Annotated in this window: 18 protein-coding genes; 9 read left to right on the forward strand and 9 right to left on the reverse strand. The window is 47.5% G+C overall.

What is annotated here, in order from left to right; genetic code table 11:
* Positions 1–20 precede the first annotated feature (20 nt).
* The 3 genes from R3289_RS02185 (at position 21) to R3289_RS02195 (ending at position 2,022) form a co-directional block, all read left to right on the forward strand.
* Positions 21–824 (forward strand): adenosylcobinamide-GDP ribazoletransferase, encoded by an 804-nt coding sequence (locus tag R3289_RS02185; protein ID WP_318923936.1) that lies wholly within the window; start codon positions 21–23, stop codon positions 822–824.
* 34 nt (positions 825–858) lie between these two features.
* Positions 859–1,464: a cob(I)yrinic acid a,c-diamide adenosyltransferase gene (gene cobO, locus R3289_RS02190; protein ID WP_318923767.1), complete on the forward strand. Its 606-nt coding sequence runs from the start codon at positions 859–861 to the stop codon at positions 1,462–1,464.
* A gap of 123 nt (positions 1,465–1,587) precedes the next feature.
* A complete protein-coding gene (locus R3289_RS02195; protein ID WP_318923768.1) occupies positions 1,588–2,022 on the forward strand; it encodes a phosphate-starvation-inducible PsiE family protein in 435 nt (144 codons plus the stop codon).
* 59 nt (positions 2,023–2,081) lie between these two features.
* On the opposite strand, the gene R3289_RS02200 is transcribed toward R3289_RS02195, so the two are convergent.
* Positions 2,082–3,122, reverse strand: coding sequence for a metal-dependent hydrolase (locus tag R3289_RS02200; protein WP_318923770.1), 1,041 nt, complete (start codon positions 3,120–3,122; stop codon positions 2,082–2,084).
* Positions 3,123–3,333: 211 nt separating this feature from the next.
* Here R3289_RS02200 and R3289_RS02205 point away from each other — a divergent pair, with 211 nt between their 5' ends.
* Entirely contained in the window at positions 3,334–3,786 is a 453-nt protein-coding gene (locus tag R3289_RS02205; protein ID WP_318923771.1) for an HPP family protein, read from the forward strand.
* 100 nt (positions 3,787–3,886) lie between these two features.
* On the opposite strand, the gene R3289_RS02210 is transcribed toward R3289_RS02205, so the two are convergent.
* From R3289_RS02210 to apbC, 3 genes are all read right to left on the reverse strand, one after another.
* Positions 3,887–6,037, reverse strand: a complete 2,151-nt coding sequence (locus R3289_RS02210) for an AsmA family protein (RefSeq protein WP_318923773.1) — start codon at positions 6,035–6,037, stop codon at positions 3,887–3,889.
* 388 nt (positions 6,038–6,425) lie between these two features.
* The gene (udk, locus tag R3289_RS02215) at positions 6,426–7,070 is read right to left on the reverse strand and encodes a uridine kinase (RefSeq protein WP_318923775.1); all 645 of its coding nucleotides are present in this window, start codon (positions 7,068–7,070) and stop codon (positions 6,426–6,428) included.
* 142 nt (positions 7,071–7,212) lie between these two features.
* A complete protein-coding gene (gene apbC, locus R3289_RS02220) occupies positions 7,213–8,304 on the reverse strand; it encodes an iron-sulfur cluster carrier protein ApbC (RefSeq protein ID WP_318923777.1) in 1,092 nt (363 codons plus the stop codon).
* Between the two features lie 432 nt (positions 8,305–8,736).
* Here apbC and metG point away from each other — a divergent pair, with 432 nt between their 5' ends.
* From metG to R3289_RS02235, 3 genes are all read left to right on the forward strand, one after another.
* Positions 8,737–10,782, forward strand: a complete 2,046-nt coding sequence (gene metG / locus R3289_RS02225; protein ID WP_318923779.1) for a methionine--tRNA ligase — start codon at positions 8,737–8,739, stop codon at positions 10,780–10,782.
* Positions 10,783–11,328: 546 nt separating this feature from the next.
* A complete protein-coding gene (locus tag R3289_RS02230; RefSeq protein WP_318923781.1) occupies positions 11,329–12,642 on the forward strand; it encodes a dicarboxylate/amino acid:cation symporter in 1,314 nt (437 codons plus the stop codon).
* Positions 12,643–12,903: 261 nt separating this feature from the next.
* A complete protein-coding gene (locus R3289_RS02235) occupies positions 12,904–13,809 on the forward strand; it encodes a hypothetical protein (RefSeq protein ID WP_318923782.1) in 906 nt (301 codons plus the stop codon).
* Between the two features lie 91 nt (positions 13,810–13,900).
* Here R3289_RS02235 and serS read toward each other — a convergent pair whose 3' ends face one another.
* From serS to lrp, 5 genes are all read right to left on the reverse strand, one after another.
* Positions 13,901–15,193 carry a serine--tRNA ligase gene (gene serS, locus R3289_RS02240; protein WP_318923784.1) on the reverse strand — a complete coding sequence of 431 codons (1,293 nt, stop codon included), beginning with the start codon at positions 15,191–15,193 and terminating at the stop codon, positions 13,901–13,903.
* Positions 15,194–15,319: 126 nt separating this feature from the next.
* Positions 15,320–16,660 carry a replication-associated recombination protein A gene (locus R3289_RS02245; protein ID WP_318923786.1) on the reverse strand — a complete coding sequence of 447 codons (1,341 nt, stop codon included), beginning with the start codon at positions 16,658–16,660 and terminating at the stop codon, positions 15,320–15,322.
* A 129-nt stretch (positions 16,661–16,789) separates the two neighbouring features.
* On the reverse strand, positions 16,790–17,407 hold the full coding sequence (lolA, locus tag R3289_RS02250) for an outer membrane lipoprotein chaperone LolA (protein WP_318923787.1): 618 nt from the start codon (positions 17,405–17,407) through the stop codon (positions 16,790–16,792).
* A 31-nt stretch (positions 17,408–17,438) separates the two neighbouring features.
* A complete protein-coding gene (locus R3289_RS02255; RefSeq protein ID WP_318923790.1) occupies positions 17,439–20,537 on the reverse strand; it encodes a DNA translocase FtsK in 3,099 nt (1,032 codons plus the stop codon).
* Between the two features lie 624 nt (positions 20,538–21,161).
* Complete coding sequence (gene lrp, locus R3289_RS02260; RefSeq protein WP_007467256.1) at positions 21,162–21,656, reverse strand: leucine-responsive transcriptional regulator Lrp; 495 nt, start codon at positions 21,654–21,656, stop codon at positions 21,162–21,164.
* A gap of 157 nt (positions 21,657–21,813) precedes the next feature.
* On the opposite strand from lrp, the gene ald reads away from it, so the two are divergent.
* Together ald and trxB are read left to right on the forward strand one after the other, a co-directional pair.
* Positions 21,814–22,935 carry an alanine dehydrogenase gene (gene ald / locus R3289_RS02265; protein ID WP_318923796.1) on the forward strand — a complete coding sequence of 374 codons (1,122 nt, stop codon included), beginning with the start codon at positions 21,814–21,816 and terminating at the stop codon, positions 22,933–22,935.
* A gap of 203 nt (positions 22,936–23,138) precedes the next feature.
* Positions 23,139–24,101 carry a thioredoxin-disulfide reductase gene (trxB, locus tag R3289_RS02270; protein ID WP_318923797.1) on the forward strand — a complete coding sequence of 321 codons (963 nt, stop codon included), beginning with the start codon at positions 23,139–23,141 and terminating at the stop codon, positions 24,099–24,101.
* Positions 24,102–24,199 lie beyond the last annotated feature (98 nt).

Consider the following 24,199-nt stretch of genomic DNA (forward strand, 5'->3'; position numbering starts at 1 on the left):
CAGAACAAGAACAGACGGCCATGCCACCGGCACGAAACGAAGCAACGGGCTGGCAGCGACAATGGCAGATATTCCTTGTTTCGCTGGCCTTTTTTACCCGGCTCCCGATTCCGGCAGATACGCCCTACTCAACTCAGCACCTCAATCAGGCCAATCGCTATTTTGGTGCTGTAGGTATTATTATTGGTTTGATCAGTGCGGCGGTTTACTTACTCGCCATCCTCATTTGGCCACCGGAACTCGCCCTTGCCCTCGCAATGGTGACCAGCATCCTGACTACCGGGGCTTTTCATGAGGATGGACTCGCCGATGTTTTTGATGGTTTTGGCGGTGGCTGGACGGTTGAATGCAAGCTCGACATCATGAAAGATTCACGCTTGGGAACCTATGGGGCTGCTTCGTTAGTCATGATGCTCGGGTGTAAATGGGTGAGCCTGTCTGCACTGGCACGTATTGATCCAGCCTTGCCGGCAATCCTGTTGATCGTCATGCACAGCATAAGCCGTATTTGCGCTGCCAGCCTGATTTTTTCATATCCATATGTCAGGGCCGATCAGCAAAGTAAAGTTAAGCCACTGGCTAATCAGCAAAGCCAGCAGGATCTATGGATTTTACTCGGTACTGGCCTGGTTATGTTACTGTTACTGCCAATTGACGCAGCGATTACCTTAACGCTTGTTATGGTCGCAATACGCTATCTGTGTGGTAAATGGTTTCAGCAACAATTGGGCGGCTATACCGGTGATTGTCTGGGTGCCGCGCAGCAAATTGCCGAACTATCAGGGTATATGGCCTTGTTAGCCCTGTTTTCATCATCATATTGATAATTAAATTCGACATAAAAACAAAGGAAGACCCATGGTTGACGAAACCACTAAAGACGAACGCTATAAGGCGCGCCAACAGAAAGTAAAAGATCAAGTGGATGCGCGTGTTGAAGCCGCTCAGATAGAAAAAGGGATTTTTCTGATCATTACAGGTAATGGCAAAGGAAAATCAACCTCCGGTTTCGGCACCGTTGCCCGTGCTGTTGGCCATGGCCTTAAGTGTGGCGTCGGCCAGTTCATAAAAGGCACCTGGGATTGCGGTGAACGTCAATTACTGGAACAGCACGGCGTTGATTTCTCGGTAATGGCAACCGGTTTCACCTGGGATACACAAAACAAAGAAACCGATATAGCCGCAGCACAGGCGACCTGGGGCGAATGTAAGAAGATGCTGGCCGATGACAGCTATGATGTCGTACTGCTTGATGAAATGACATACATGGTCACGTATGGTTATGTTGAGCTGGATGAAGTCATTGAAGCAATCAGTCACCGCCCTAAGATGCAGTCTGTCATTATTACAGGCCGCGCGGCGCACCGTTCGTTAATCGATATGGCAGATACCGTCTCTGAAGTCAGAAACATTAAGCATGCTTTTGAAAGCGGGATTAAAGCCCGTAAAGGTATCGACTGGTAAGTGCTTACAACACCCTGCGGCTGTGCAAGCCCACTGCCGCAGGGTTTGCTATTCGCTTTACGTTATAAGTAATTATTCCAATAAGCCGTAATAACACGGTCAGGCGTTATGCCCGGAGAGTTTATGCCATCACATTTACCTAAAGCCTTCAGCTCTCGTTTTCTGAAATTGTTTCATGTTCTTGAAGCTATTTTATTAGTCGCTATCACTCTGGCAACCCTGTTTGCCATGATCAATGAATTCATTCATGTGCTCGTTAACCGTAATATTCAGCTGACAGATATCTTGCTGATGTTTATTTATCTTGAAGTATTGGCCATGGTGCAGCAATTCGTTGTTAACGGTAAAATTCCCGTTCGCTATCCTATCTATATCGCAATAATGGCGATAGCACGGTATATCACACTGGGAATGAAAGACTTGGACGGCATTTTGGTCGTCTGGCTGGCATTGGCCGCGTTTATCCTTGCCGCCGCCACACTGCTGATCCGTATCGGCCACCATTACTGGCCTTACGAGATAGTGACCGATCCGAGCAAAAATCAGCCTGAAGATTAATCCAGCCAAGTCAATGCAGACAAACAGGCATAAAAAAGGGAGCTGAACGCTCCCTTCTCCTATGAATGAGTATTTATCGTTTCCGTGCACTCTTTTACATGGCATAAGTCTGCATTAATGTCCTGGTTACCCAATAAGCGCAGCCATAACGCAGGTAAATGCTTTGGTCTGACGCGAGCCGCATCAAGTTGTTCAGGTACCAGTGCTTGCCATTGTTGATCTGCCCCCAGCTTAGCAAAGACAAAACGAAATGGCAGGTAGTCTACCATCCCTAAGCGAAGATCGGTTGCCGTCAGCGTATTATCGATTTGACGATACTTCACAAACTGCCGGGTAAACTTTTCCAGCATCACAAGATGATCCGGTTTATCTGCTAGCGGCCACTGTCCACGTTCCTTGGAGATAAAATCAATTGCCGTGTTGTCATCCAGCAATGAGGTCAGTCCTTCCCAATAAGTATCACCATCAAGCACAACAACCCGCCATAACACCGTATTGAAAGGGGTCGGCGCAATAAATATTGGCTTATTTTCCAATGGGGTATCTTTGACGTCTGCAGCAATTCTGGACTCAACAAGATTGAGAGCAACGACTGACCAAACCAGATAAAGCGTGGAAATGGTCAGGCCTATTCCGCATAACCTTGCCATTTTTTCACGCCACAGCAAACTGGCTGAAAGCATCACCAGTAACGGCACGGTATAAAGCGGATCGATGATGAAGATACTCGATATCGCCACGCTGACATCCAGTGGCCAGAACAACTGCGTACCATAGGACGTGAACCCATCCAGTACGGGATGGGTCAGCAGACACGCCGTGACAAGCAGCCATAACCGTGGAAACGTCAATCGCGTTGCCATATAACGCTGCCAGCCCCATGCAAGTATGCTGGCAAAGGGCAGCAGAACCAACAGAGAGTGGCTGAAGCCACGGTGTTTCACCATATCAGAGACCGGATCACCATAACCAATAAAGACATCCAGATCGGGCAAAGTGCCGAGAGTAGCCCCAGCCAGTAACACCTTAGGCGTACATTTTTTTCCTGCAACCACGGCAGCAACCGTGGCGCCTAGCGCAGCCTGAGTAACCGAATCCACATCAACTCCTTTAATCCCCTTTGGATAGGGCCAATCGGCACAATTATCCCAAAGGGTAAAACATTCATAAGCTTTCTTAACCCTGCCACACATAATAGCGACAAAAAAGTTAAGAGAAAGTAAAAATGTGTAACGAGTCGCAGTTCATACGGTTTGATTTGGTTAGCGTAAGAAAGGCAACATCCATTCACTTTCACCAAAGGAAGATGTGATGCCAACAAAAGTCTCGGAATACATGACCCGCAAAGTAATTACTATTTCCCCTGAAGCCGGCCTGCGTGAGGCTTTCTTTCTGATGCGCGATAAAGCCATTCGCCATCTGCCGGTCATCGGTGCTGACGGTGAGCTGAGGGGGATTATCAGTGACCGAGAATTACGCCGACCGGGCTGGGTTGATGAGTCACCTGATATTGGCCATGACTATGCACTGACAGACGATCTGCATGTGGGTGACGTGATGATTAAAAATGTAATTCATGTCCGGACTTACGATACCTTAACCAAGGCTGTCGGCACGATACTGAATCACCACATTGGGGCGGCTCCGGTGTTAGATAAAACCGGGCAGCTGGTAGGAATGTTATCTGCCGTTGATCTGTTATTAGCATTCCAGGACACTTTGGTGTCACAAAAAATCAATAAGAAGCGAAAATCGGCCGCCTAATTCCGATAAGGATAATGGGCATACAGATTTATCAGAAAAAAGAAAGGCTTGCCCTATTGTGGCAAGCCTTTTCGTTTCGTCGTTCGGTAAAATAAAGCGATTAGTTAAATAAGCCTTTCAGCAATTTATCCGCTGCATCCTTAATTTTGTCATCCTTGGCTTTATCGCCAAGCAACTTCTCCAGACCACGATCCAGTTCTTTTTTAGCTTTCTCTTCCAACTCATTGTTCTGTTTGAGCAACTGTTTCAGGTTAAGCGAAAAGGTCGGCTGCTTCCAGTCACCTCTAACATCAATTGGAACGGTTAAATCCGCAACCTCATCAATCTCTTTCCCGCCCTGACCTTTGCTGGTCGCGACCACAGAGGTGTTAATGGTAAAGTTAATCGCTTCACTCATCAGGTTGGTCTTGCCCTTGCCATCAATCCGAAGCAACGGTGATGCAAGATACAGGTTATTGGTTGAGGCCTCCCCCTTGCCTAACTTAACGGTGGCTGTTAACGCAGAGAAGTCGGTCTTCTTGTCTTCTTTCACGTATTCCGCCTTTCGCCCTTTAAGGGTTGCTTTGGCTTCACGGATCATTTGCGGAATATTGACTCCGTAAACAGCACCATCGGCAAAGTTAATGTCTATCGTACCCGATGTATTCTGACGTATCCGTTTTTCCGCAAGCCCTGCACCCGATAACGTAACATCGATATTCCCGGTACCTGCCAGGGTATCGTTTTGTACAATGTCGACCAGCATTGGCTGAACCTGCACGCCCCTGATCTGCTTGGTTACCTGGTACTTGGGTAGCTTGCCATTGGCATCGATCGTTGCCTGCGCATTCACTGAGCCACCATATAAATTGGCGTCAAAGCGGTTAAGCGTAAGTATCCCTTTTTTAACTTTCACATCAATCTGCACGTTAGAGACTCTGGCATTGGCGGCTTTCAATTTGCCAATATTCATCGTACCCGCCAGATCCAGTGTTTTCAGTACCGACAGATCCGGCTCGATATCCGATACCGGGACCGCTTCATCCGATTGCGAACCAGGCTGAGAGGGTGCAACCTGCTTGCCATCCTCTGCCGAAGGCTTACCTGAAGGTGCTTGCTTCAGGCCAAGGAAGGCATCCAAATCGATGTTGTCACTGTTTACGGCAAATCGTACAGCCGGAACATCGGCATTCTGGAATGATCCCTTGCCCTTCATCGTAATTTCGTCGATAGCGGTTTCAAAACGACTCAGCGTTGCCAGACCTTTGGCCACATCATAGCTGGCATCTGCATTGAGCTTGACGGTCATCTCCGGACGGGGAAGCGTATTACCTTTCAGTTTGGCCGCCAATGTGAGTTGTTCCAGCTCGGCAACATTAAAATCTTTGCTGAGTTTAAGCCGTGTCTGACCATTGGCATCAAAACCAAGATCTGGCACCTGCCCTTTGGTGTTGTAGGAAATAGTCGACCACTCTCCCACTTTAAACTTATCAACGCCTAGCTCAAATACCTCAATATCATTCACAGGATCCTTCGCGGTTGCAGATAAGGTTAATGCTTTCAGCTCGCCATCTTTGAAACCCGGCAGAATAAGCAGCCCCGTTTCACCTTTGGCCGTAAAGCTCAGCTCGCCATTGTTACCGGTGACATCAAAATTAGCACTGGTCCATTCGCCCGGGGCGAAATGAGCCAAACTGACGTTCAAGCGGCTGACTTCCGTTATGGTGCCCGCTTTATCATCCCGAACGATTGCACTGGCATTAACCAGCTCCATACCCGCTAAGCTGACTGACCACGGCTGACTGCTTTCAGGTCCAACGGGCTCAGGCTCAGCTTCTGCAGGTGTGGACGGTGTAGCCGGCTCACTCACTTCACCTTGCTGCTCACCCAAGCCATCTAAGTTACTCACACCATCCGCACGTGTCTGGATAAAAACACGCGCATCATAAAGACTGATATTGCCAATATCTAGACGCTGCGAGAATAATGGCATGACTGAAACAGATAGCTCTGCATTGCCCAGTTTCACCAAATTCGGTTCGGCAAAACCGTCAGGATTTCTAAATTCGGTCTCCCCCAGGTTAAATCCGATACTCGGAAAGAAACGCCAGCTAATGTCACCCGTAATAACCAAATCTCGCCCCGTCGCCTTCTTAACTTGTTCGCTTAGCAAGGGCTTGAACTGGTTAGGATCCACCAGCGCGAGTAAAGCACCAATACCCACGACAACGATGAGTACGATGGCCAGTAAAATATAAAGTAGCTTTTTCATTGTATCCTCTGTGTGATCCGTTCTTCCTGATTCGATGAGGTAAATCATATCAAGCTGGTAAATTAATCCGTCAGGCAATCTAGCCAATTGCCGTTTATGACAGCGATAACCATTGTTAGTTTCCTACAAACACTCACCGCTCATAATTCGCACGTAAAATAAAAATGCTTTTACATCAAAGACAAGAAAGAAAGTATATACCCAAACCACCGAAGATGCAGAGTTCAGCGAGAATTCATTAACATGGTTGGGGTTAGCGATGAGTAAAGTAAAAAAAAGACAGCCGTATAGGCTGCCCATTTAAATAGTCATGTTATCCGTATTTATTCATGATGGCTTAAAAAACGGATATAAAAAAGGCTGACAACGTCAGCCTTAATAAGCAATTTTATGATTTAAGAAGCCTGGCAATATGCGCTTTCAACACGTCGATCGCGATACGGTTTTTACCGCCTCGTGGAACAATGATGTCAGCATATTGTTTCGATGGCTCAATAAACTGCATAAACATAGGACGTACGGTCTTTTGATACTGCACAAGTACCGATTCCATGGTACGGCCACGTTCAGCAACATCACGCTGCAGGCGACGCAGCAAACAAATATCTAATGGCGTATCCATAAATATACTTGCGTGCATAATTTCACGTAAACGCGGATCGGTCAGCAACAGAATACCTTCCAGAATGATCACCTTCTTCGGTGTCATTGAGGTCGTTTCATCCGTGCGGGTATGTTCGCTGTAGCTATACTGAGGTACTTCTACGGCTTTACCTTCGATCAGCTGTTGCAGATGATCACACAGAAGGTTGTGATCAAGAGCATTCGGGTGATCGTAATTCGTTTTAACCCGCTCATCCATGCTCAGGTGGCTTTGGTCGTTGTAGTAACAATCTTCCGTGATTACACCGATCTGATGATCGCCTACTTTTTCTTTTAATTCTTTATAAACAGTACTGGCAATCAGACTTTTACCGGACGCAGAAGCGCCTGCGATACCGATAATTACGCATTGGTGTGAGTTTTCAGACATATCAAAGAGCACCTGTAAGACAACGTGGCTAGGTGAAAAATTAAACGGCCTGATTATAGGGATTCACAGCGTCAGATACCAGCAAAAATGAGACACCTGACACATTAGATTGGAAATCCTTCACAGATTTTCACGCAAAACGTTACATTGTACGAATAGTAATCTGCTCTGCAACCACTGTACCTTGCCAAAATAATCGACTGGCAACCGCTCCGGCCAGATCAATATAGGCGGCGGCTTGCTCGGAATCAGGCGAGGCTGCAACGGTTGGCTTCCCACGGTCAATATCTTCACGAATTTTGATATGCAACGGCAGTTGGGCCAATAACGGTACCGAATATTCCTTCGCCATTCGCTCTGCGCCACCGGTGCCAAAAATAGGTTCATGATGGCCGCAGTTGCTGCAGATGTGGTAACTCATGTTCTCCACTATCCCGATGACGGGCACCTCGACTTTATTAAACATACTGATGCCTTTAATCGCATCTGCCAGCGCTAAGTCTTGCGGCGTCGTAATAACAATCGCACCGGTCACCGGGATCTGCTGAGCCAGCGTCAATTGAATATCGCCGGTACCCGGAGGCATATCAATCACCAAATAGTCGAGATCGGGCCACCAGGTTTCAGTCAGAATTTGGGTCAGTGCTTTTGAAGCCATCGGGCCACGCCAGATCGTCGCACTCTCCGCGGGAACCAGATAACCAACAGAGTTTGTAAACAAACCGCATGATTCAATCGGCATCATCATCTTGCCGTCAGGCGATTGCGGTTTTTGATCAACCGTTCCCAACATCATCGGGACAGATGGGCCGTAAATATCAGCATCGAGCAGCCCGACTTTTGCGCCTTGCTGTTTCAGGCCGAGTGCCAGATTAACAGCAGTGGTTGATTTACCGACCCCCCCCTTGGCTGAGCTGACAACGATAATGTTCTTTACCCCTTTCAGCGGGGCTTTATCACCGCTCGATAGCGGGGCGACATGACATTGCACAGTGAAGGCCATATTGGCAGCAACATGATGTAATTGTTGCTGGGTGATAATCCAGTGTTCTAACAGCTCAGCCACCGTTGCGGCCGCAAAAGGCAAACTAATGGTGACCAATCCCTGGGCCGAAACCGACACCACATTCGGCGTTTCAGCCCATGCGTGATGCAGCCAGGGGTGCTCAAAATGGTTCAGCCATAGGCAGATGTCTGCAACATTTTCAAATCGGATCATTGAGTCGTTACCCATAATGTATAGCGCTCCGTTATTATTATTCCGGGTTTATACCCAAGTTACCTCAAGATGCTCGTTTCAGCGAGAATTTCCAGGTGCTAAGGTCAGGCGCTGATTTGCAGATATAGCGCTCTACATTAAAAATCAGCAACGCAACATTAGTACCTGGAAAACTCGCCCTTCGGGAGTGATCCAGCCAGTTTACTTCTGTGTCAAATGCACTCGAAAGGACCAGCCATTCCTTCGCACATTTTCCTTGAAGTAAACTGGCTGGCATCACTCTGAATCCTGCATCTTGAGGTAACTTGGGTATAGCGTATCACCAAACCCTAAATATCGCTGCTATTGAGGTCGAATAACGCTGTCAGACCCTAGGCAATAGCGTGCCCTTCAGGTAATATTTGTAGCTTAAAATCTTTTTACCCATCATGAGCGAAATAAGTAATTATGGCTGCAAATCCAAGAAAAATTCTGGTGACCTGCGCCCTGCCGTACGCTAACGGTTCTATCCACTTAGGTCACATGCTTGAACATGTACAAGCGGATATTTGGGTGCGCTATCAGCGCCTTCGCGGCAACGAAGTTCATTTCATTTGTGCTGACGATGCACACGGTACTCCAATCATGCTTAAGGCCCAGCAGATGGGTATGGAACCTGAGCAGATGATTGCGGAAGTGAGCAAAGAACACCAAGCGGACTTTGCTGGCTTTGATATTAGCTTTGATAACTACCACAGCACCCATTCAGATGAAAACCGTGAGCTGGCATCATTTGTATATACTCAGCTTAAAGATAATGGCTTTATTACTAGCCGCACGATTTCTCAGCTGTTTGATCCTGAGAAAGAAATGTTTCTGCCCGACCGTTTCGTAAAAGGCACTTGCCCGAAATGTAAAGCTGAAGACCAATACGGCGATAACTGTGACAACTGTGGTGAAACTTACAGCCCGACCGATCTGATTGATCCTAAGTCTGCCGTTTCTGGCGCAACGCCGATCATGAAAGATTCGGAACATTTCTTCTTCGACCTGCCTCAGTTCGAAGGGATGCTGAAAGCGTGGACCAAGTCAGGCGCGCTTCAAACCGAAACCTCAAACAAAATGCAAGAGTGGTTTGAGTCTGGTCTGCAACAGTGGGATATCTCCCGTGATGCACCTTACTTCGGTTTCGAAATTCCAGGTGAAACCGGCAAATACTTCTATGTATGGCTAGATGCACCGATCGGCTACATGGGCTCGTTCAAGAACCTATGCGACAAACGCGATGACCTGGACTTTGATGAGTTCTGGAACAAAGACAGTTCTACCGAACTATATCACTTCATCGGTAAAGACATTGTTTACTTCCACAGCCTGTTCTGGCCTGCGATGCTTGATGGCGCGGGTTTACGTAAACCAAACAATGTCTTTGTGCATGGTTATGTCACCGTAAACGGCGCGAAAATGTCGAAGTCTAAAGGTACCTTTATTAAAGCGGGTACTTACCTTCAGCATCTGGATCCGGAATGTCTTCGTTACTACTACGCGGCAAAGCTAAATAGCCGTATTGATGATCTGGATCTTAATCTTGACGACTTTACCCAGCGCGTAAACAGCGATGTGGTCAACAAGATTGTTAACCTGGCATCTCGTAATGCCGGCTTCATTGCTAAGCGTTTTGACGGCAAGCTGTCTGAAAGCTTCGCCGAGCCAGAACTGTATGCCGAGTTTGTTGCAGCGGCTGATCGCATTGCTGAACTGTACGAATCGCGCGAGTACAGCCGCGCTATCCGTGAAATTACCGCGCTTGCTGATAAAGCCAACCAGTACGTTGATGAGAAAGCCCCATGGGTTGTTGCGAAACAAGAAGGTAAAGATCAAGAGCTACAAGAAATCTGCTCTGTCGGTATTAACCTGTTCCGCGTTCTTATGACTTACCTGAAACCGGTTATGCCTCTGCTGGCAGAGCGTACTGAAGCATTCCTGAATGAGACGTTAACTTGGGAGGGTATTGCTAAGCCTCTCACTGATCATGAAGTGACTAAGTTCAAGGCGCTATTCAACCGTATCGATCCTAAACATGTAGAAGCCATGCTCGAAGCATCTAAAGAGGATGCGGCAGCAGAAAAAGCAGCAAAAGAAGCCGCAGAAAAACCGACCGGCCCTCTTATTGACGAACCTATTGAAGCTGAAATCGAGTTTGATGACTTCGCCAAAGTGGATATGCGTATCGCGAAAATCGTTTCTTGTGAAGAAGTGCCTAAAGCAAACAAACTGCTGAAGTTCCAATTGGATATCGGTGGTGAAATGCGTCAGGTTTTCTCCGGTATCAAATCAGCCTACACGCCAGAAGAGTTAGTGGGTAAGCATACTGTCATGGTAGCGAACCTTAAACCTCGTAAAATGAAGTTTGGTATGTCTGAAGGCATGATCCTGGCTGCTGGCCCGGGTGGTAAAGACCTGTGGATCCTTGAGCCACACGAAGGCGCCCAGCCTGGTATGCGTGTGATGTAATCATTAACATCACTAATCGAAAAAGGAGCTGAGGCTCCTTTTTTATTCTTTACACTATTTAATGTTTCTTTTAGCCCCCTCCCACACTTTAAGTCTAAGCATAAATATTCATATCAGTGCCTCTATGCGCCGTACTCTGAATTGCAGCGGCGTTACCTGAAACGTCCCTGACTGGTGAAATAGTTAACCAAATCATTACGTTTAGTGCTGAAAAACACGCTGTAGAATAAAGACTTGCTGTTTATAGTTGTTAATGAAAATTTTGATCGAGCCAATAACATGGCTTGTAATTCGAAATTCCGCGAGCAACATCCTAAAATATCAACGCAACAACATCATATTTGGTTAAATATCAAACCGCAGGTTAAAGCTTGGTTAAATTTAATGTTTTCAGAACGCTATTCCGCTATAAAAAGTGTGATCTGAAACATACCTTTGCATTTTGAGCCATCTTTTACTTCGCTTTAACACCCAAACTACTGCTAATGTGCTCCGCTCTCTGATGAATGATTTACAGAGTGAATAATTATAAGGAGTGTTCTATTCATGAAGACACAGAAGAAAAAAATGTCGCTTACCGGCCGTGTCATTCTCGGTATGGTGTTGGGCATCTTGACAGGATTTGTCATTCGTTCCCTTTTTGCTGAAACCTCTTTTGTCTTTGAATACATTGTCAATGGCCTGTTCGACGTTGGTGGTAAAATATTTATTGCAAGCTTGAAAATGCTTGTTGTGCCACTCGTCTTTGTTTCTCTGGTATGTGGTACCAGTTCACTCAATGATATCAAGACCCTGGGTCGACTTGGGGGTAAAACGCTGGCTTTTTACCTGGCAACGACCGCGCTTGCTATCACACTCGCCCTTGCCATGGGTACAATTTTCCAGCCAGGTACAGGTGCTGACTTAACCGCAGCAAGCAGTTTTGCTTCAAAAGAAGCGCCGTCACTGGGTGATGTCATCATTGGCATGTTCCCGACAAACCCAATCAACGCGATGGCTCAGGGTAATACCCTTCAGATCATTGTCTTTGCTATTCTGTTCGGTATTGCTATCAGTGCAGCAGGCAAGCCGGGTGAACGCATCTCTGCCATGTTTACAGACTTAAATGAAGTGATCATGAAGCTGGTGGCGCTATTAATGAACATCGCCCCGTTCGGCGTCTTCTTCCTGATGGCAAAATTGTTCACCAGCTTAGGCCTGGATGCGATTTTTAACTTATTTGAATACTTCCTGGTACTCACAGCAACACTACTGATCCATGGTCTGGTTACTTATACTTCAATGCTGAAGATCTTCACAGGTCTAAGCCCTAAGATATTTTTGAAGAAAATGGAAGACGCTATTATGTTTGCGTTCTCTACCGCCTCTTCAAATGCGACCATTCCGGTAACCATGGAGACAGCGACCAAGCGCTTAGGTGTTAGCAACAAGATTGCTTCATTTACAGTGCCGCTAGGTGCAACGATTAACATGGATGGTACCGCCATCATGCAAGGTGTGGCGACGGTCTTTATTGCACAGGCCTTTAACATTGACCTGACCATGAGTGACTATCTGGCAGTGATTATGACGGCCACTCTTGCATCGATTGGTACTGCGGGTGTTCCGGGTGTTGGTCTGATCATGCTTGCAATGGTACTGAACCAAGTGGGTCTCCCAATTGAAGGCATTGCGCTGATTATGGGTGTTGACCGTCTGCTGGATATGATCCGTACCGCCGTGAATATCACGGGTGATAGCGTGGTAACATGTATCGTGGCTAAATCTGAAAATGAAATGGACATCAAACACTTCAACGATCCGAGAGCGGGCGAGAAAGACGAAGAGTTTCACCTTCATCCAATCACAAAACATAGTTAATTACTGACTCAAGCAGACAGCGATTACTCTATTTAAAAAGGCTCTTCGGAGCCTTTTTTATACCTGCAGATCCAGCAGTCCGTTTGCACCAATCTGGGTCAATACTCCCCAAAATCGCACACCCCATCACCTCCCCCTCAACAATAAACAGTTAACCCTCTGTTTTAAATAGCACTAATTCAAACGGTTCTTATCTTTTCTTCGGCACAGATATTGCAGAATCAATATATCCAGAAGTTTGAATATCTGTCAGGAGGGATTATGTGGATAATATTACTACTTGCGATTTCTTTGATCGCGACCAGTTTTTTGGTCTGGCAGTCAAAGCAAACAAATGATCTCTTACAGACACGATTTGACCAGGTAATTGGATTACGCCAGCTAATTTACCTATTACGCTTTCACCGCCGGCAATCTCATCAGTGTCTGTCGCAGATCCATTCCCCCGCACAGAAAGAACTGAATGAAGCCAAAGCAATTAGAGCCCTGCTACAAACCTTAGTTAACCGGGCTGAGCATACGCATAAGCCGATGCACCGAATTTTGCGCCAGCGTATTAACAGCCTGCTGAATGAATGGTTTCACTTCTCGGTAAGGCGTAATCAAGCGATTCATGGCAAAGCTATACGCCATGTTCTGTATCTTATTGATGATATTATTACCCAAAGTTTACTGGCTGCCGGCAAAGAACAATTGTTCAACCAGTATCAGGCGTTTTGGCCCATCACGCTCAATGCTATCGATAGCCTAAGTCGCTTTCGCCACACCATCGAAAACTACAATGTTGATAATTCCGGTTCAAAACAAGAACTCAAACTCCATATTAAGATGGTTCAGCGTCGGTTAGGGCAATTATCAGTGCTCATGCGCCAGACTCCCCCAGCCTTTATGCTTGACGAATTGCAGGCCGATTTTGATCAGATCAATCTAGACTCCGAAGATGTGATGATGACTAAACAATCACTCTATCAGTTGTCCTTAAGAATATCTGACACCATTTTTATTCTGTTTGATGTGATGTTAAGGGATATTGCCAATGATATTTCAGTCCGTTTCCCGGCGATTAATCTCAATGACGCAAATATTATTCCACTGGACATTAAGTCAGACAAGCAAGCTGGACATAAGAGTAAGAAGAGCCGGATAGTGGTGACGGGGGTTAAATAATCAATAAAAAACCCAGCCGAAGCCGGGTTTTAACAAGGTTGTATTCTACCAGCGGTAAACAGCTGTAATGATCATACGGTGATCAGAGCCGTTAACCGATGTGAGTCTGCTCACCCATGTACTTACGCAGTGCATGAGGGATAGCGATGCGGCCGTCTGCTTCTTGGTTGTTCTCAAGAATCGCCACCATCGTACGGCCAACAGCAAGACCAGAACCGTTTAGCGTGTGAACAAGCTCTGGCTTCTTCTCGCCCTTACGACGGAAGCGAGCTTGCATACGACGTGCCTGGAAATCCCACATGTTAGAACATGAAGAGATTTCACGGTAAGTTTCTTGCGCAGGAACCCAAACTTCCAGATCGTAGGTTTTGCATGCGCCAAAGCCCATGTCACCCGTACATAGAACCACTTTACGGTATGGCAGCTCTAACAACTGCAGAACTTTCTCAGCGTGACCCGTCAGCTCTTCCAGGGCAGCCATTGAATCTTCAGGCTTGGTGATTTGTACCAATTCCACTTTGTCGAACTGGTGCATACGGATCAGACCACGGGTATCACGACCGTATGAGCCCGCTTCAGAACGGAAACACGGTGTATGAGCAGTCATTTTCAGAGGAAGATCAGCTTCGTCTGTAATGGTATCGCGCACCATGTTTGTCACTGGTACCTCGGCAGTCGGGATCAGTGACATACCTACGCCTTCTTCAGTAGCTGGCTGGGTGTGGAACAGATCTTCGCCAAACTTAGGTAACTGGCCTGTGCCAAACAAGCTGTCTTTGTTCACCAGGTACGGTACATACATTTCTGTATAGCCGTGCTCTTCGGTGTGAAGGTCCAGCATGAACTGTGCAATCGCACGGTGAAGACGCGCAAATTGGCCTTTCATTACGATAAAGCGTGAACCAGAAATCTTAACCGCACTTGCGAAATCAAGACCACCGGCCATTTCACCCAAATCAACGTGATCTTTTACGTCGAAATCGTAACTTTTTGGCTCACCCCAGCGAGAGATCTCAACGTTCTCGTCTTCATCTTTACCTGCTGGTACAGAATCATCCGGCAGGTTAGGCACAGATAGCGTAATGTCCTGAAGTTCGATTTGAAGTTCAGCAAGGGCTTTTTTCGCGTCATCCAGCTCGTTACCAAGATTGGCAACTTCAGCCAAGATCTTCTCGGCTGCGTCATGATCGCCTTTAGCTTTAGCTTGACCAATCGACTTCGATCGCGAGTTACGCAGAGCCTGCAGCTCTTCTGTCTTTACCTGAAGGGACTTACGTTTCTCTTCAAGGTTGCGTAATTTTTCAACATCGAGGTTAAAACCACGACGCGCGAGTTTTTCAGCTGTTTCGTCCAGCTCAGTTCGAAGTAATTTAGAATCTAGCATGCTAATCCTGTGCTCTTAAATATTCTGAAATGCATGTTATTCAGACAATTCATGTCAAAATAATCTTATTTTTCCATACGCCAGCAAGTCTGACGTCAATTGTTCAACGATACCCAAAAAGCCTTATTATTGGTAGCGCTTTAATGAGCTTTTGGCATCTAAAGAAGCAAGATAATCCAACTTTTCTGCAATTTTGGTCTCTAAGCCTCGATTTGTCGGCTGATAGTAACGTGTCTCTTTCATTTCCGGTGGAAAATAGTTCTCTCCGGCCGCATAGGCACCAGGCTCGTCATGGGCATAACGATACTCAGCCCCGTAGCCTAATTCTTTCATTAACTTGGTTGGTGCATTACGTAAATGAGGTGGTACTTCATAATCAGGGTGGTTACGGGCATCTTCTTTCGCATTCGCAAAGGCGACGTAGACCGCATTGCTTTTCGGTGCACATGCCAGATAGACGATTGCCTGAGCAATCGCCCGCTCACCTTCATATGCCCCCACCCGGGTAAAGCAATCCCAGGCAGAAACCGCAATCTGCATACCGCGCGGATCGGCATTGCCGACATCTTCCGAAGCAATTGCCAGTAAACGACGAGCGACGTACAGCGGATCACAGCCCGCTTGCAGCATACGGGCATACCAATACAGTGCCGCATCAGGATTCGAGCCCCGGATCGATTTATGTAGAGCGGAAATCATGTCGTACCACAGATCGCCTTTGTTATCGAAACGACCAATCTTCTCTCCGGCCACTTCAGCCAGCAAAGATAAGGTGATCTGCTTAATGCCGCTGCCGTCTTCTTCCGCCATATCGATGAGCTGCTCAAGATAGTTCAGCGCCATACGGGCATCACCACAAACCAGCTCGGCCAAGCGTTCTGTTACATCATCGACGAAGCGCATATTAGTATCGCTGATGCCGCGGCTCTTATCGGCCAACGCCTGCTCGATGACCGCCAGAATTTCTTCCGTTTCCAGCGATTTCAATTTATAGACCCGGGCACGTGACAACAATGCGTTGTTCAACTCGAAAGAGGGATTTTCCGTGGTCGCGCCGATAAACGTCACCGTGCCGTCTTCGATGTGCGGCAAAAAAGCATCTTGCTGGCTTTTGTTGAAGCGGTGCACCTCGTCGACAAACAAGATAGTACGGCGACCGGCCATCTTATTGTCTCTGGCTTTATCTATCGCAGCACGGATGTCTTTGACCCCAGAGGTAACGGCAGAGACTCGTTCGACCTCGGCGTTGGCATAATTTGCCGCAACTTCTGCTAACGTCGTTTTACCTGTACCTGGCGGCCCCCAGAGGATCATCGAGTGCAGATGACCCGCCTCAAGCGCACGACGCAGCGGTTTTCCTTCACCCAGAATGTGGTGCTGACCAATGTACTCTTCTACAGTACGGGGACGCATACGCGCTGCGAGCGGGCGAAAGTCAGAAGAAAAATCGAGGCTAAAGTTACTCAAAATAACCACTCTCTTTAATACGGAAAAAGGCGGTACTCAGTACCACCTATTTAAACAATTGCGATAGGGTCGAGGATCGAGGGTCCAGATCCTCGCTACTAGAATACGCGCATCTCATCGCTGAAACACTTAATTGCGCTGATCATCTAGCTCAACCCCTTTCGGTGGCGAAAAGGTAAACATGCCGCCTTCAGGCATCTGCTTACTGAACTGGCGGAAGGTAAAATTGCTACGCTGCCCGTCTTGTTCAACAACAGAGAAATTACGCACTTCACCGCTTTTAGCGACAGTAACAACAAACTTGCCCATTGAGGATGTGTTGTCTTTGGGCGTCAGGGTAAATGTATCTGACGTTTGCGCCACGTTGTAATGCGCCCAGTCACTGTCACTATTGCGAGTCAGCAACACAAATGGGGTCTGCTCTGTGGCATCTTGCAGCCACATTGCCGTGACCTGTTCGATGAACGGGCTGTAGTACCACAGCGTTTTGCCATCTGAGATCAATATGTTTTCGTCAGGCGTGACGGTATTCCAGCGAAAAAGATTCGGACGTTTAATGGCAACATCGCCCTGACCTTCCACCAGTACATCACCTTCGGGACTCAGCACTTGTTGATCAAACTGTGCACTGAACGCATTCACTAGATTTAACCGCTCACTTAGCTCTTGCTGCGGATCAGCCCAAGCAGCGGTGGAAACGATTATGGGCGCTGCAACCAGCAAACTCATTACTATTTTTTTAATCATTTTCAACAACCTATATTTTTAACCATTCTGGCTAATCCCTTGGTGGCGGTGGCGGAGCCAATACTTCACGGTTACCATTATGCCCCGGAGGGCTCACAATCCCGTGTGCTTCCAGTTGCTCCACAATACGCGCCGCGCGGTTATAACCAATTTTAAATTTGCGTTGTACGCCGGAGACTGAGCCCCGCCGTGTTTCTGCTACAAAAGCGGCAACCTCATCAAATAATTGATCTCGGTCGTCATCTGCGGATGTAGATTCACCCGGTAATAAGCTTTCTGAACCTTGCTCTGCATTTAAGATACTGTCGATGTATTGTGGCCGTCCGCGGGCTTTCCAGTCATTGACAACATTATGCACATCATCATCTGACGCAAAGGCACCATGAACACGTATGGTATGGCTCTGACCTGGTGGTAAATACAGCATATCACCCATTCCCAGTAGCGACTCTGCCCCGCCCTGATCAAGAATGGTGCGGGAATCGGTTTTGGTCGATACCGTAAATGCCATACGGGTTGGAATATTGGCTTTAATCAAGCCGGTGATCACATCCACAGATGGGCGCTGAGTCGCCAGTATAAGGTGGATTCCGGCAGCACGTGCTTTCTGGGCCAGGCGAGCAATCAGTTCTTCCACTTTTTTACCAACAACCATCATTAAGTCGGCAAATTCGTCGATGATAACAACAATACTTGGCATTTTCTCTAACAACGGGGGATGTTCATCCATGCTATCGCCGGGCTTCCATAACGGATCATAAATCGGATGGCCGGCCTCTGCCGCTTCCTGTAATTTCGCATTATAACCGGCAAGGTTACGCACCCCGACCGCAGACATTATTTTATAACGGCGCTCCATCTCACCCACACACCAGCGAAGTGCATTACCTGCATCTTTCATGTCGGTAACCACTTCCGTCAACAGGTGCGGGATCCCTTCATAGATCGAGAGTTCCAGCATTTTCGGGTCGATCATGATGAAACGACAATCTTCCGGCTTACATTTATACAGCAAGCTCAGGATCATGACGTTGACACCCACCGATTTACCAGACCCCGTTGTACCGGCGACCAGCAAGTGCGGCATTTTGCTCAAATCCGCCACCACCGCTTCACCGGCTATGTCATTACCCAATACGATAGGCAGCGCGCCTTTCATATTTCGGAAGCGCTCGCTGTCGACCACTTCCGACATATACACAGTCTCACGGCTATGGTTAGGCAGCTCCAGACCGATATAGGGTTTGCCCGGTATAACCTCGACAACACGTACCGCCGTTGCCGATAAGGCACGGGCTAAATCTTTTGCCAGACCGGAAATTCGACTGACTTTGACACCCGGCGCAAGATCCAATTCATAACGGGTAATAACCGGCCCGGGGCACACCGCGACCACCCGGGCTTTTATTTTATAATCCGCCAGCTTTGACTCAACTAACCGTGCCGTTTCCATCAGCTCTTCTTCTGATGTCGGCTCAACGTTTTGCTTTGGCGGTGCCAGTAAATCAATCGTTGGCATGGGTGAGGTCGGAACAGGTAGATCAGGACCTTTTTTCATTAAAAACGGATTATCGAGACCGGCGGCATGGACTTGCTCTTTTTGCGCGTCCCGGATCTTTTGCAAAAAGATCTCTTCATCGGACATAGGTTCTGCGCCGGCTTGTTGTGCGCGTTCTAACTCCGACATGCCGTCGTGGACGCCGATCTCGATACTGGTGTGTGGTTCGATACCACGCTCAACAGCAGCTTGCTCAGGTTCTGTGACTTGCATGGCGTCCATCGGTTGTTGATTGGCCTCCACCCTAGGAAGGCTTGGCTCCGAAACTGGCTCATTTTGCGATAAAACGATGCTTGCTGGTATGTCAGCGCCGTCTTGCTGTAAATCCTGATACGTGGCTTGATCACGCCCGATGGCCTTCTCGGCAGAAGGGCGGTTATTAACGAGCGACAAGTCACCTAAAGCCGGCTCATAAGGCTCCTGTAATGAATGCTCTGCCATTTCCGGTTCTGCTGCAGGCCCATCTGCTGCCAACACATTACTTTGAGCTGTCAGCGGCTCTTGCTCTTCGACATAAACCGTAAAATCTTCGTCATTTTCCAGTTCACGTTCCAATTGGGCAATGGTCAGTCCTTTTGCCTGTACCGTTGAGGTGATCTCAACGGATGCTGGCGAAAGCATTGCCTGATCCGGACGTTGTTGCGCCGACGCCGTGCCGGCAAGGTGCTCATCAGCCACAGCGGCGCCCAGGGCTTCAACCGCGGCGGCTTCGTTTCTGGACGTTTGGGCACGGCCAGACATTACAATTCTCGGAGCCGGAGCTTCGGCTTCCCATGGCTGGCGCGCAGATAATTGTTCCTCTTGTGCAAACGGCTCTCCTGCTCCCGATTTCTGGCTGTAAGAGGCTAATAACACATCATCAGCGTCTGGCTGAGATTGGATCATCTGCTGTGCATATGGGGTTTGCTGCTCATCAGGAATATCGGCCGCAAACGGTGTCAGGGTTTCTGATTTATCAGCGCGGATCTTGTTCAGCAACCAAGACAGGCTGCCTAACGTCGTGTCGCCTAATGTATCGACAATGGATAACCAGGAAATACCGGTAAATAATGTAAAGCCGACGGCCCAGACAAACATCATCACCAAGGTGGTACCGAGTATGTTGAGCAGAGGTAAGGTCATATTCGAAACAACATCACCAATCACTCCACCGGACGAGAAGTACCAGATATCATCAAAGTTCAAATCGGCTAGACCACAGCTGGTCAGAAACAGCAAAAGCAAGCCGAGCAGACGCGTTCCGAAGATCGTATAATCAATCGACTTCGGCTCTTTGCGATGGCTGAATAATACCCATGCGGCCAGCACAATGGCGGCCGGCAAGAGATAAGCCAGAGAGCCGAAAGCGAAGAAAAAAGTATCTGCGACGAGTGCCCCCATGGCCCCCGCTTTATTTTGGACGGGGCCTTCCCACGCGGTTTGAGACCATGACGGATCGGCGGGATCAAAGCTTACCAATGCCACCATGATAAAAATGGCGGCCAGAATGCCGATAATTAGAAAGCTCTCAAGAATGCGCTGTCCGCCAGAAAGACGCGCTTTGGGCTGCTGTTTGCCTTTAACCTTCCTCAAAAAAAACTCCGGTGTTTCTACTTTAATAACAAAAAAAACGGCGTCATAACCAATCTTGAAAACGGGCTATCTCAGCACCCGCCACCAACACCCGTTGGTTGATTCATTGATTAATTTATTATTGACTGCATTTGTATACCCAGAAAAATCCGTTTCTATCTGCCCTATCTTATACCAGTTAAGATCATTTGTGATGTTATCAGTGTAAGAAACAAAAACTGGAAGCAAGACGCTGAAACTCAGTATTGTAGACGTGTATGCGTTGATAAAATTCATCATTTTGTTAATTAACGGTGATAATCGCTCAATTTATCAACGTTCTGCCAAATCTATTGATTATCTGACCATTCAGAATGTTTTCGGGGGGAGTTATGTTGATGAGTGACGTCTTCGGATGACAACGGATTCTTGCCTGAAAAGTAAAAATGAACAGAAGCGAAATAGATCGCGTTTAATAAAAATAAAATATCACTTCGCAACAGGGTCGGAGCTGACAATACCAAGATGGTTAAAACTTGTCGGTATCACGTCCAGAAACAAATCGAGCGGCATACGCCGCCCGATCCACTCGCCTCACTCTGCCACCAGCAACCGAATCACCATCAAAGATAGCTCACAGTGTCATTAGCGAGTTTTAATAACCAAGTTATTAGTTTGCTTAACTTCTTCCATGACCACGTAAGTGCGGGTATCGTTAACACCAGGTAGACGAAGTAGTGTTTCGCCTAGCAGTTTACGGTAAGCCGACATATCAGATACGCGTGTTTTTAACAGGTAATCGAAATCACCGGATACAAGATGGCATTCCTGAATATCTTCCAGCTCCTGAACTGACTTGTTGAATTGCTCGAATACGTCAGGCGCACCGCGGTTTAGCGTGATTTCAACAAAAACAAGCAGCGATGCATCTAGAAACTGAGGGTTCAACAGTGCAGTGTAGCCGCTGATATAACCTTGACGCTCTAGTCGACGCACACGCTCAAGACAGGGTGTTGGAGAAAGCCCAACACGCTTAGACAGTTCAACATTCGAAATGCGACCATCTTTTTGCAGCTCATTCAAAATGTTACGGTCAATGCGATCCAATTCCTTGGATGGTTTCTTTTTGGTATCTACCATTTTTTATTCCACCTTCTTACTTCCTTGCAAAAAAATATACTACAACTTTCCAATATTTAGAATCAAATACTCTGATAGTCAAACTATACTGCCATTAGATCCGCATTAACAACCTTGCCGATAGCAAATAACACTATGATGCCAAGGGGGAAGCAGGATGATCATTGGTGTACCCAAAGAAATCAAAGACCATGAATACCGCGTGGGTCTGATCCCATCGAGCGTTCGTGAGCTTGTCTTACTCAATCACCAAGTCCTCGTCGAAACCAATGCCGGGGCTGGTATTGGCCTGAGCGATGCTGACTATCAAGCTGCCGGTGCGTTCATTATTTCTAGCGCCAAAGAAGTTTTTACCAGATCAGAGATGATTGTCAAAGTAAAAGAGCCTCAGGCAGTAGAAAGAACTATGCTCCACGAAGGGCAGATTTTATTCACCTATCTCCATCTTGCACCAGATCTTCTGCAAACAAAAGACCTGATAAAGAGTAAAGCTGTCTGTATTGCTTATGAAACGGTAACAGATAATAAGGGTACATTACCACTTTTAGCACCAATGTCTGAAGTTGCAGGACGAATGTCTGTTCAGGCAGGTGCCCAGACACTGGAAAATTCGCGGGGCGGACGCGGGCTATTGTTAAGTGGCGTACCGGGGGTCGAACCGGCAAAAGTCGTCATTTTAGGTGGTGGCGTCGTTGGCTCGAATGCTGCACGTATCGCATTAGGTATGCGCGCTGACGTCACGATTCTCGACCGGAACATAGAGACACTACGGGCATTAGATGCTGAATTTCAAGGCCGGGCGAAAATCATCTATTCAACCGCAGAAGCCATCGATCATCTGGTTATCGATGCCGACCTGATTATCGGAGCGGTACTGATCCCCGGCGCTGCTGCGCCCAAACTGATCACAGCAGAACACGTCAAAATCATGAAGCAGGGCTCTGCGCTGGTTGATGTTGCTATCGACCAAGGCGGCTGTTTTGAGACCTCTCGCCCGACAACGCATACCGAGCCGACTTATATTGTTGATGATGTCGTCCATTATTGTGTTGCCAATATGCCCGGCGCCGTTGCCCGCACCTCAGCGATCGCGTTAAACAATGCCACCCTGCCCTATGTACTCAACCTGGCAAACAAGGGATATAAGAAAGCGCTGCTAGAAGATGAAGGGTTCTTAAATGGCATGAACATCATGCACGGCAAAGTGACTTGTAAAGAAGTGGCGGATGCCTTCGATCTTCATTTCACCGATCCCACCGTTGCCCTCAGTATGCATTGATCGACCGAGCATCTCGCTGAGAACGTACTGTATGAGGGAAATCTTCCTGCTGATTTTCCTTTTTGCTCTGCTGATCATCCTCGTTTTTACGCCCTCTTTTGGACTGTATTTCATTTGGCATAATGACACGCTTTCTTTACGCCCCCAATTTACCTACAATCACCCACTTAATAAGAAATAATCCCATTCAGCCTGGAGAAGTAATGAGTAACGTAAGACATTGTAATCTGCTCATCCTCGGTTCTGGCCCTGCTGGCTATACCGCCGCGGTTTATGCTGCTCGTGCCAACCTGAACCCAGTGATGATCACGGGCATGCAGCAAGGCGGTCAGCTCACGACGACAACCGAAGTTGAAAACTGGCCAGGTGATGCGGAAGGTTTAACCGGTCCGGCCCTAATGGATCGCATGAAAGCTCACGCCGAGAAGTTTGAGACTGAAATCATCTTTGATCACATCAATGAAACCGATTTTAGCCAGCGCCCGTTTCGTCTGAAAGGCGACAGTGGTGAATACACCTGTGATGCGCTAATCATTTCAACCGGCGCTTCCGCTAAATACCTGGGGCTGGAGTCGGAAGAAACCTTCAAAGGCCGTGGCGTGTCAGCTTGCGCAACATGTGATGGTTTCTTCTACCGTAACCAAAAAGTTGCCGTTGTGGGTGGCGGTAATACTGCGGTTGAAGAAGCATTATACCTGTCCAACATCGCATCTGAAGTACATCTTATTCACCGTCGCGACGCATTTCGTTCAGAGAAGATTCTGATCAACCGGCTGATGGATAAGGTAGAAAACGGCAATATCGTTCTTCACACCGATCGCATTCTGGACGAAATTCTGGGCGATGATATGGGGGTTACGGGGGTTCGCATTAAAGATACCAAATCTGATGCGACAGAAACTATTGACGTTATGGGTGCCTTCATTGCTATCGGCCATCAGCCGAACACGGCAATCTTTGAAGACCAGCTGGATATGGCCAACGGCTATATCAAAGTCCAGTCAGGTACTCAGGGCAATGCCACCCAAACCAGTGTCGAAGGGATCTTCGCTGCCGGTGATGTCATGGATCATGTCTATCGCCAGGCTATTACCTCGGCGGGAACCGGTTGTATGGCCGCCCTTGATGCAGAGCGTTATCTGGATGCATTAGAACAACAAAAATAATCTTATTTCTGGCCGTTGTTAATAACGGCCAGATCTTTTCAGTCTGCTCAACATCTGCCTGCATACTGCAGCGCACCGTTTAACAACGATACCTTTTT

It is taken from the genome of Photobacterium sp. (genome assembly GCF_033720175.1).
In the GTDB taxonomy this organism is placed as follows: domain Bacteria; phylum Pseudomonadota; class Gammaproteobacteria; order Enterobacterales; family Vibrionaceae; genus Photobacterium.

What these genes read in the sequence shown, in the direction of transcription:
- R3289_RS02185 (WP_318923936.1), top strand. Translation starts at nt 21, where the DNA reads ATGCCACCGGCACGAAACGAAGCAACGGGCTGGCAGCGACAATGGCAG.
- cobO (WP_318923767.1), top strand. Translation starts at nt 859, where the DNA reads ATGGTTGACGAAACCACTAAAGACGAACGCTATAAGGCGCGCCAACAG.
- R3289_RS02195 (WP_318923768.1), top strand. Translation starts at nt 1,588, where the DNA reads ATGCCATCACATTTACCTAAAGCCTTCAGCTCTCGTTTTCTGAAATTG.
- R3289_RS02205 (WP_318923771.1), top strand. Translation starts at nt 3,334, where the DNA reads ATGCCAACAAAAGTCTCGGAATACATGACCCGCAAAGTAATTACTATT.
- R3289_RS02210 (WP_318923773.1), bottom strand. Translation starts at nt 6,037, where the DNA reads ATGAAAAAGCTACTTTATATTTTACTGGCCATCGTACTCATCGTTGTC.
- udk (WP_318923775.1), bottom strand. Translation starts at nt 7,070, where the DNA reads ATGTCTGAAAACTCACACCAATGCGTAATTATCGGTATCGCAGGCGCT.
- apbC (WP_318923777.1), bottom strand. Translation starts at nt 8,304, where the DNA reads ATGGGTAACGACTCAATGATCCGATTTGAAAATGTTGCAGACATCTGC.
- metG (WP_318923779.1), top strand. Translation starts at nt 8,737, where the DNA reads ATGGCTGCAAATCCAAGAAAAATTCTGGTGACCTGCGCCCTGCCGTAC.
- R3289_RS02230 (WP_318923781.1), top strand. Translation starts at nt 11,329, where the DNA reads ATGAAGACACAGAAGAAAAAAATGTCGCTTACCGGCCGTGTCATTCTC.
- R3289_RS02235 (WP_318923782.1), top strand. Translation starts at nt 12,904, where the DNA reads ATGTGGATAATATTACTACTTGCGATTTCTTTGATCGCGACCAGTTTT.
- serS (WP_318923784.1), bottom strand. Translation starts at nt 15,193, where the DNA reads ATGCTAGATTCTAAATTACTTCGAACTGAGCTGGACGAAACAGCTGAA.
- lolA (WP_318923787.1), bottom strand. Translation starts at nt 17,407, where the DNA reads ATGATTAAAAAAATAGTAATGAGTTTGCTGGTTGCAGCGCCCATAATC.
- lrp (WP_007467256.1), bottom strand. Translation starts at nt 21,656, where the DNA reads ATGGTAGATACCAAAAAGAAACCATCCAAGGAATTGGATCGCATTGAC.
- ald (WP_318923796.1), top strand. Translation starts at nt 21,814, where the DNA reads ATGATCATTGGTGTACCCAAAGAAATCAAAGACCATGAATACCGCGTG.
- trxB (WP_318923797.1), top strand. Translation starts at nt 23,139, where the DNA reads ATGAGTAACGTAAGACATTGTAATCTGCTCATCCTCGGTTCTGGCCCT.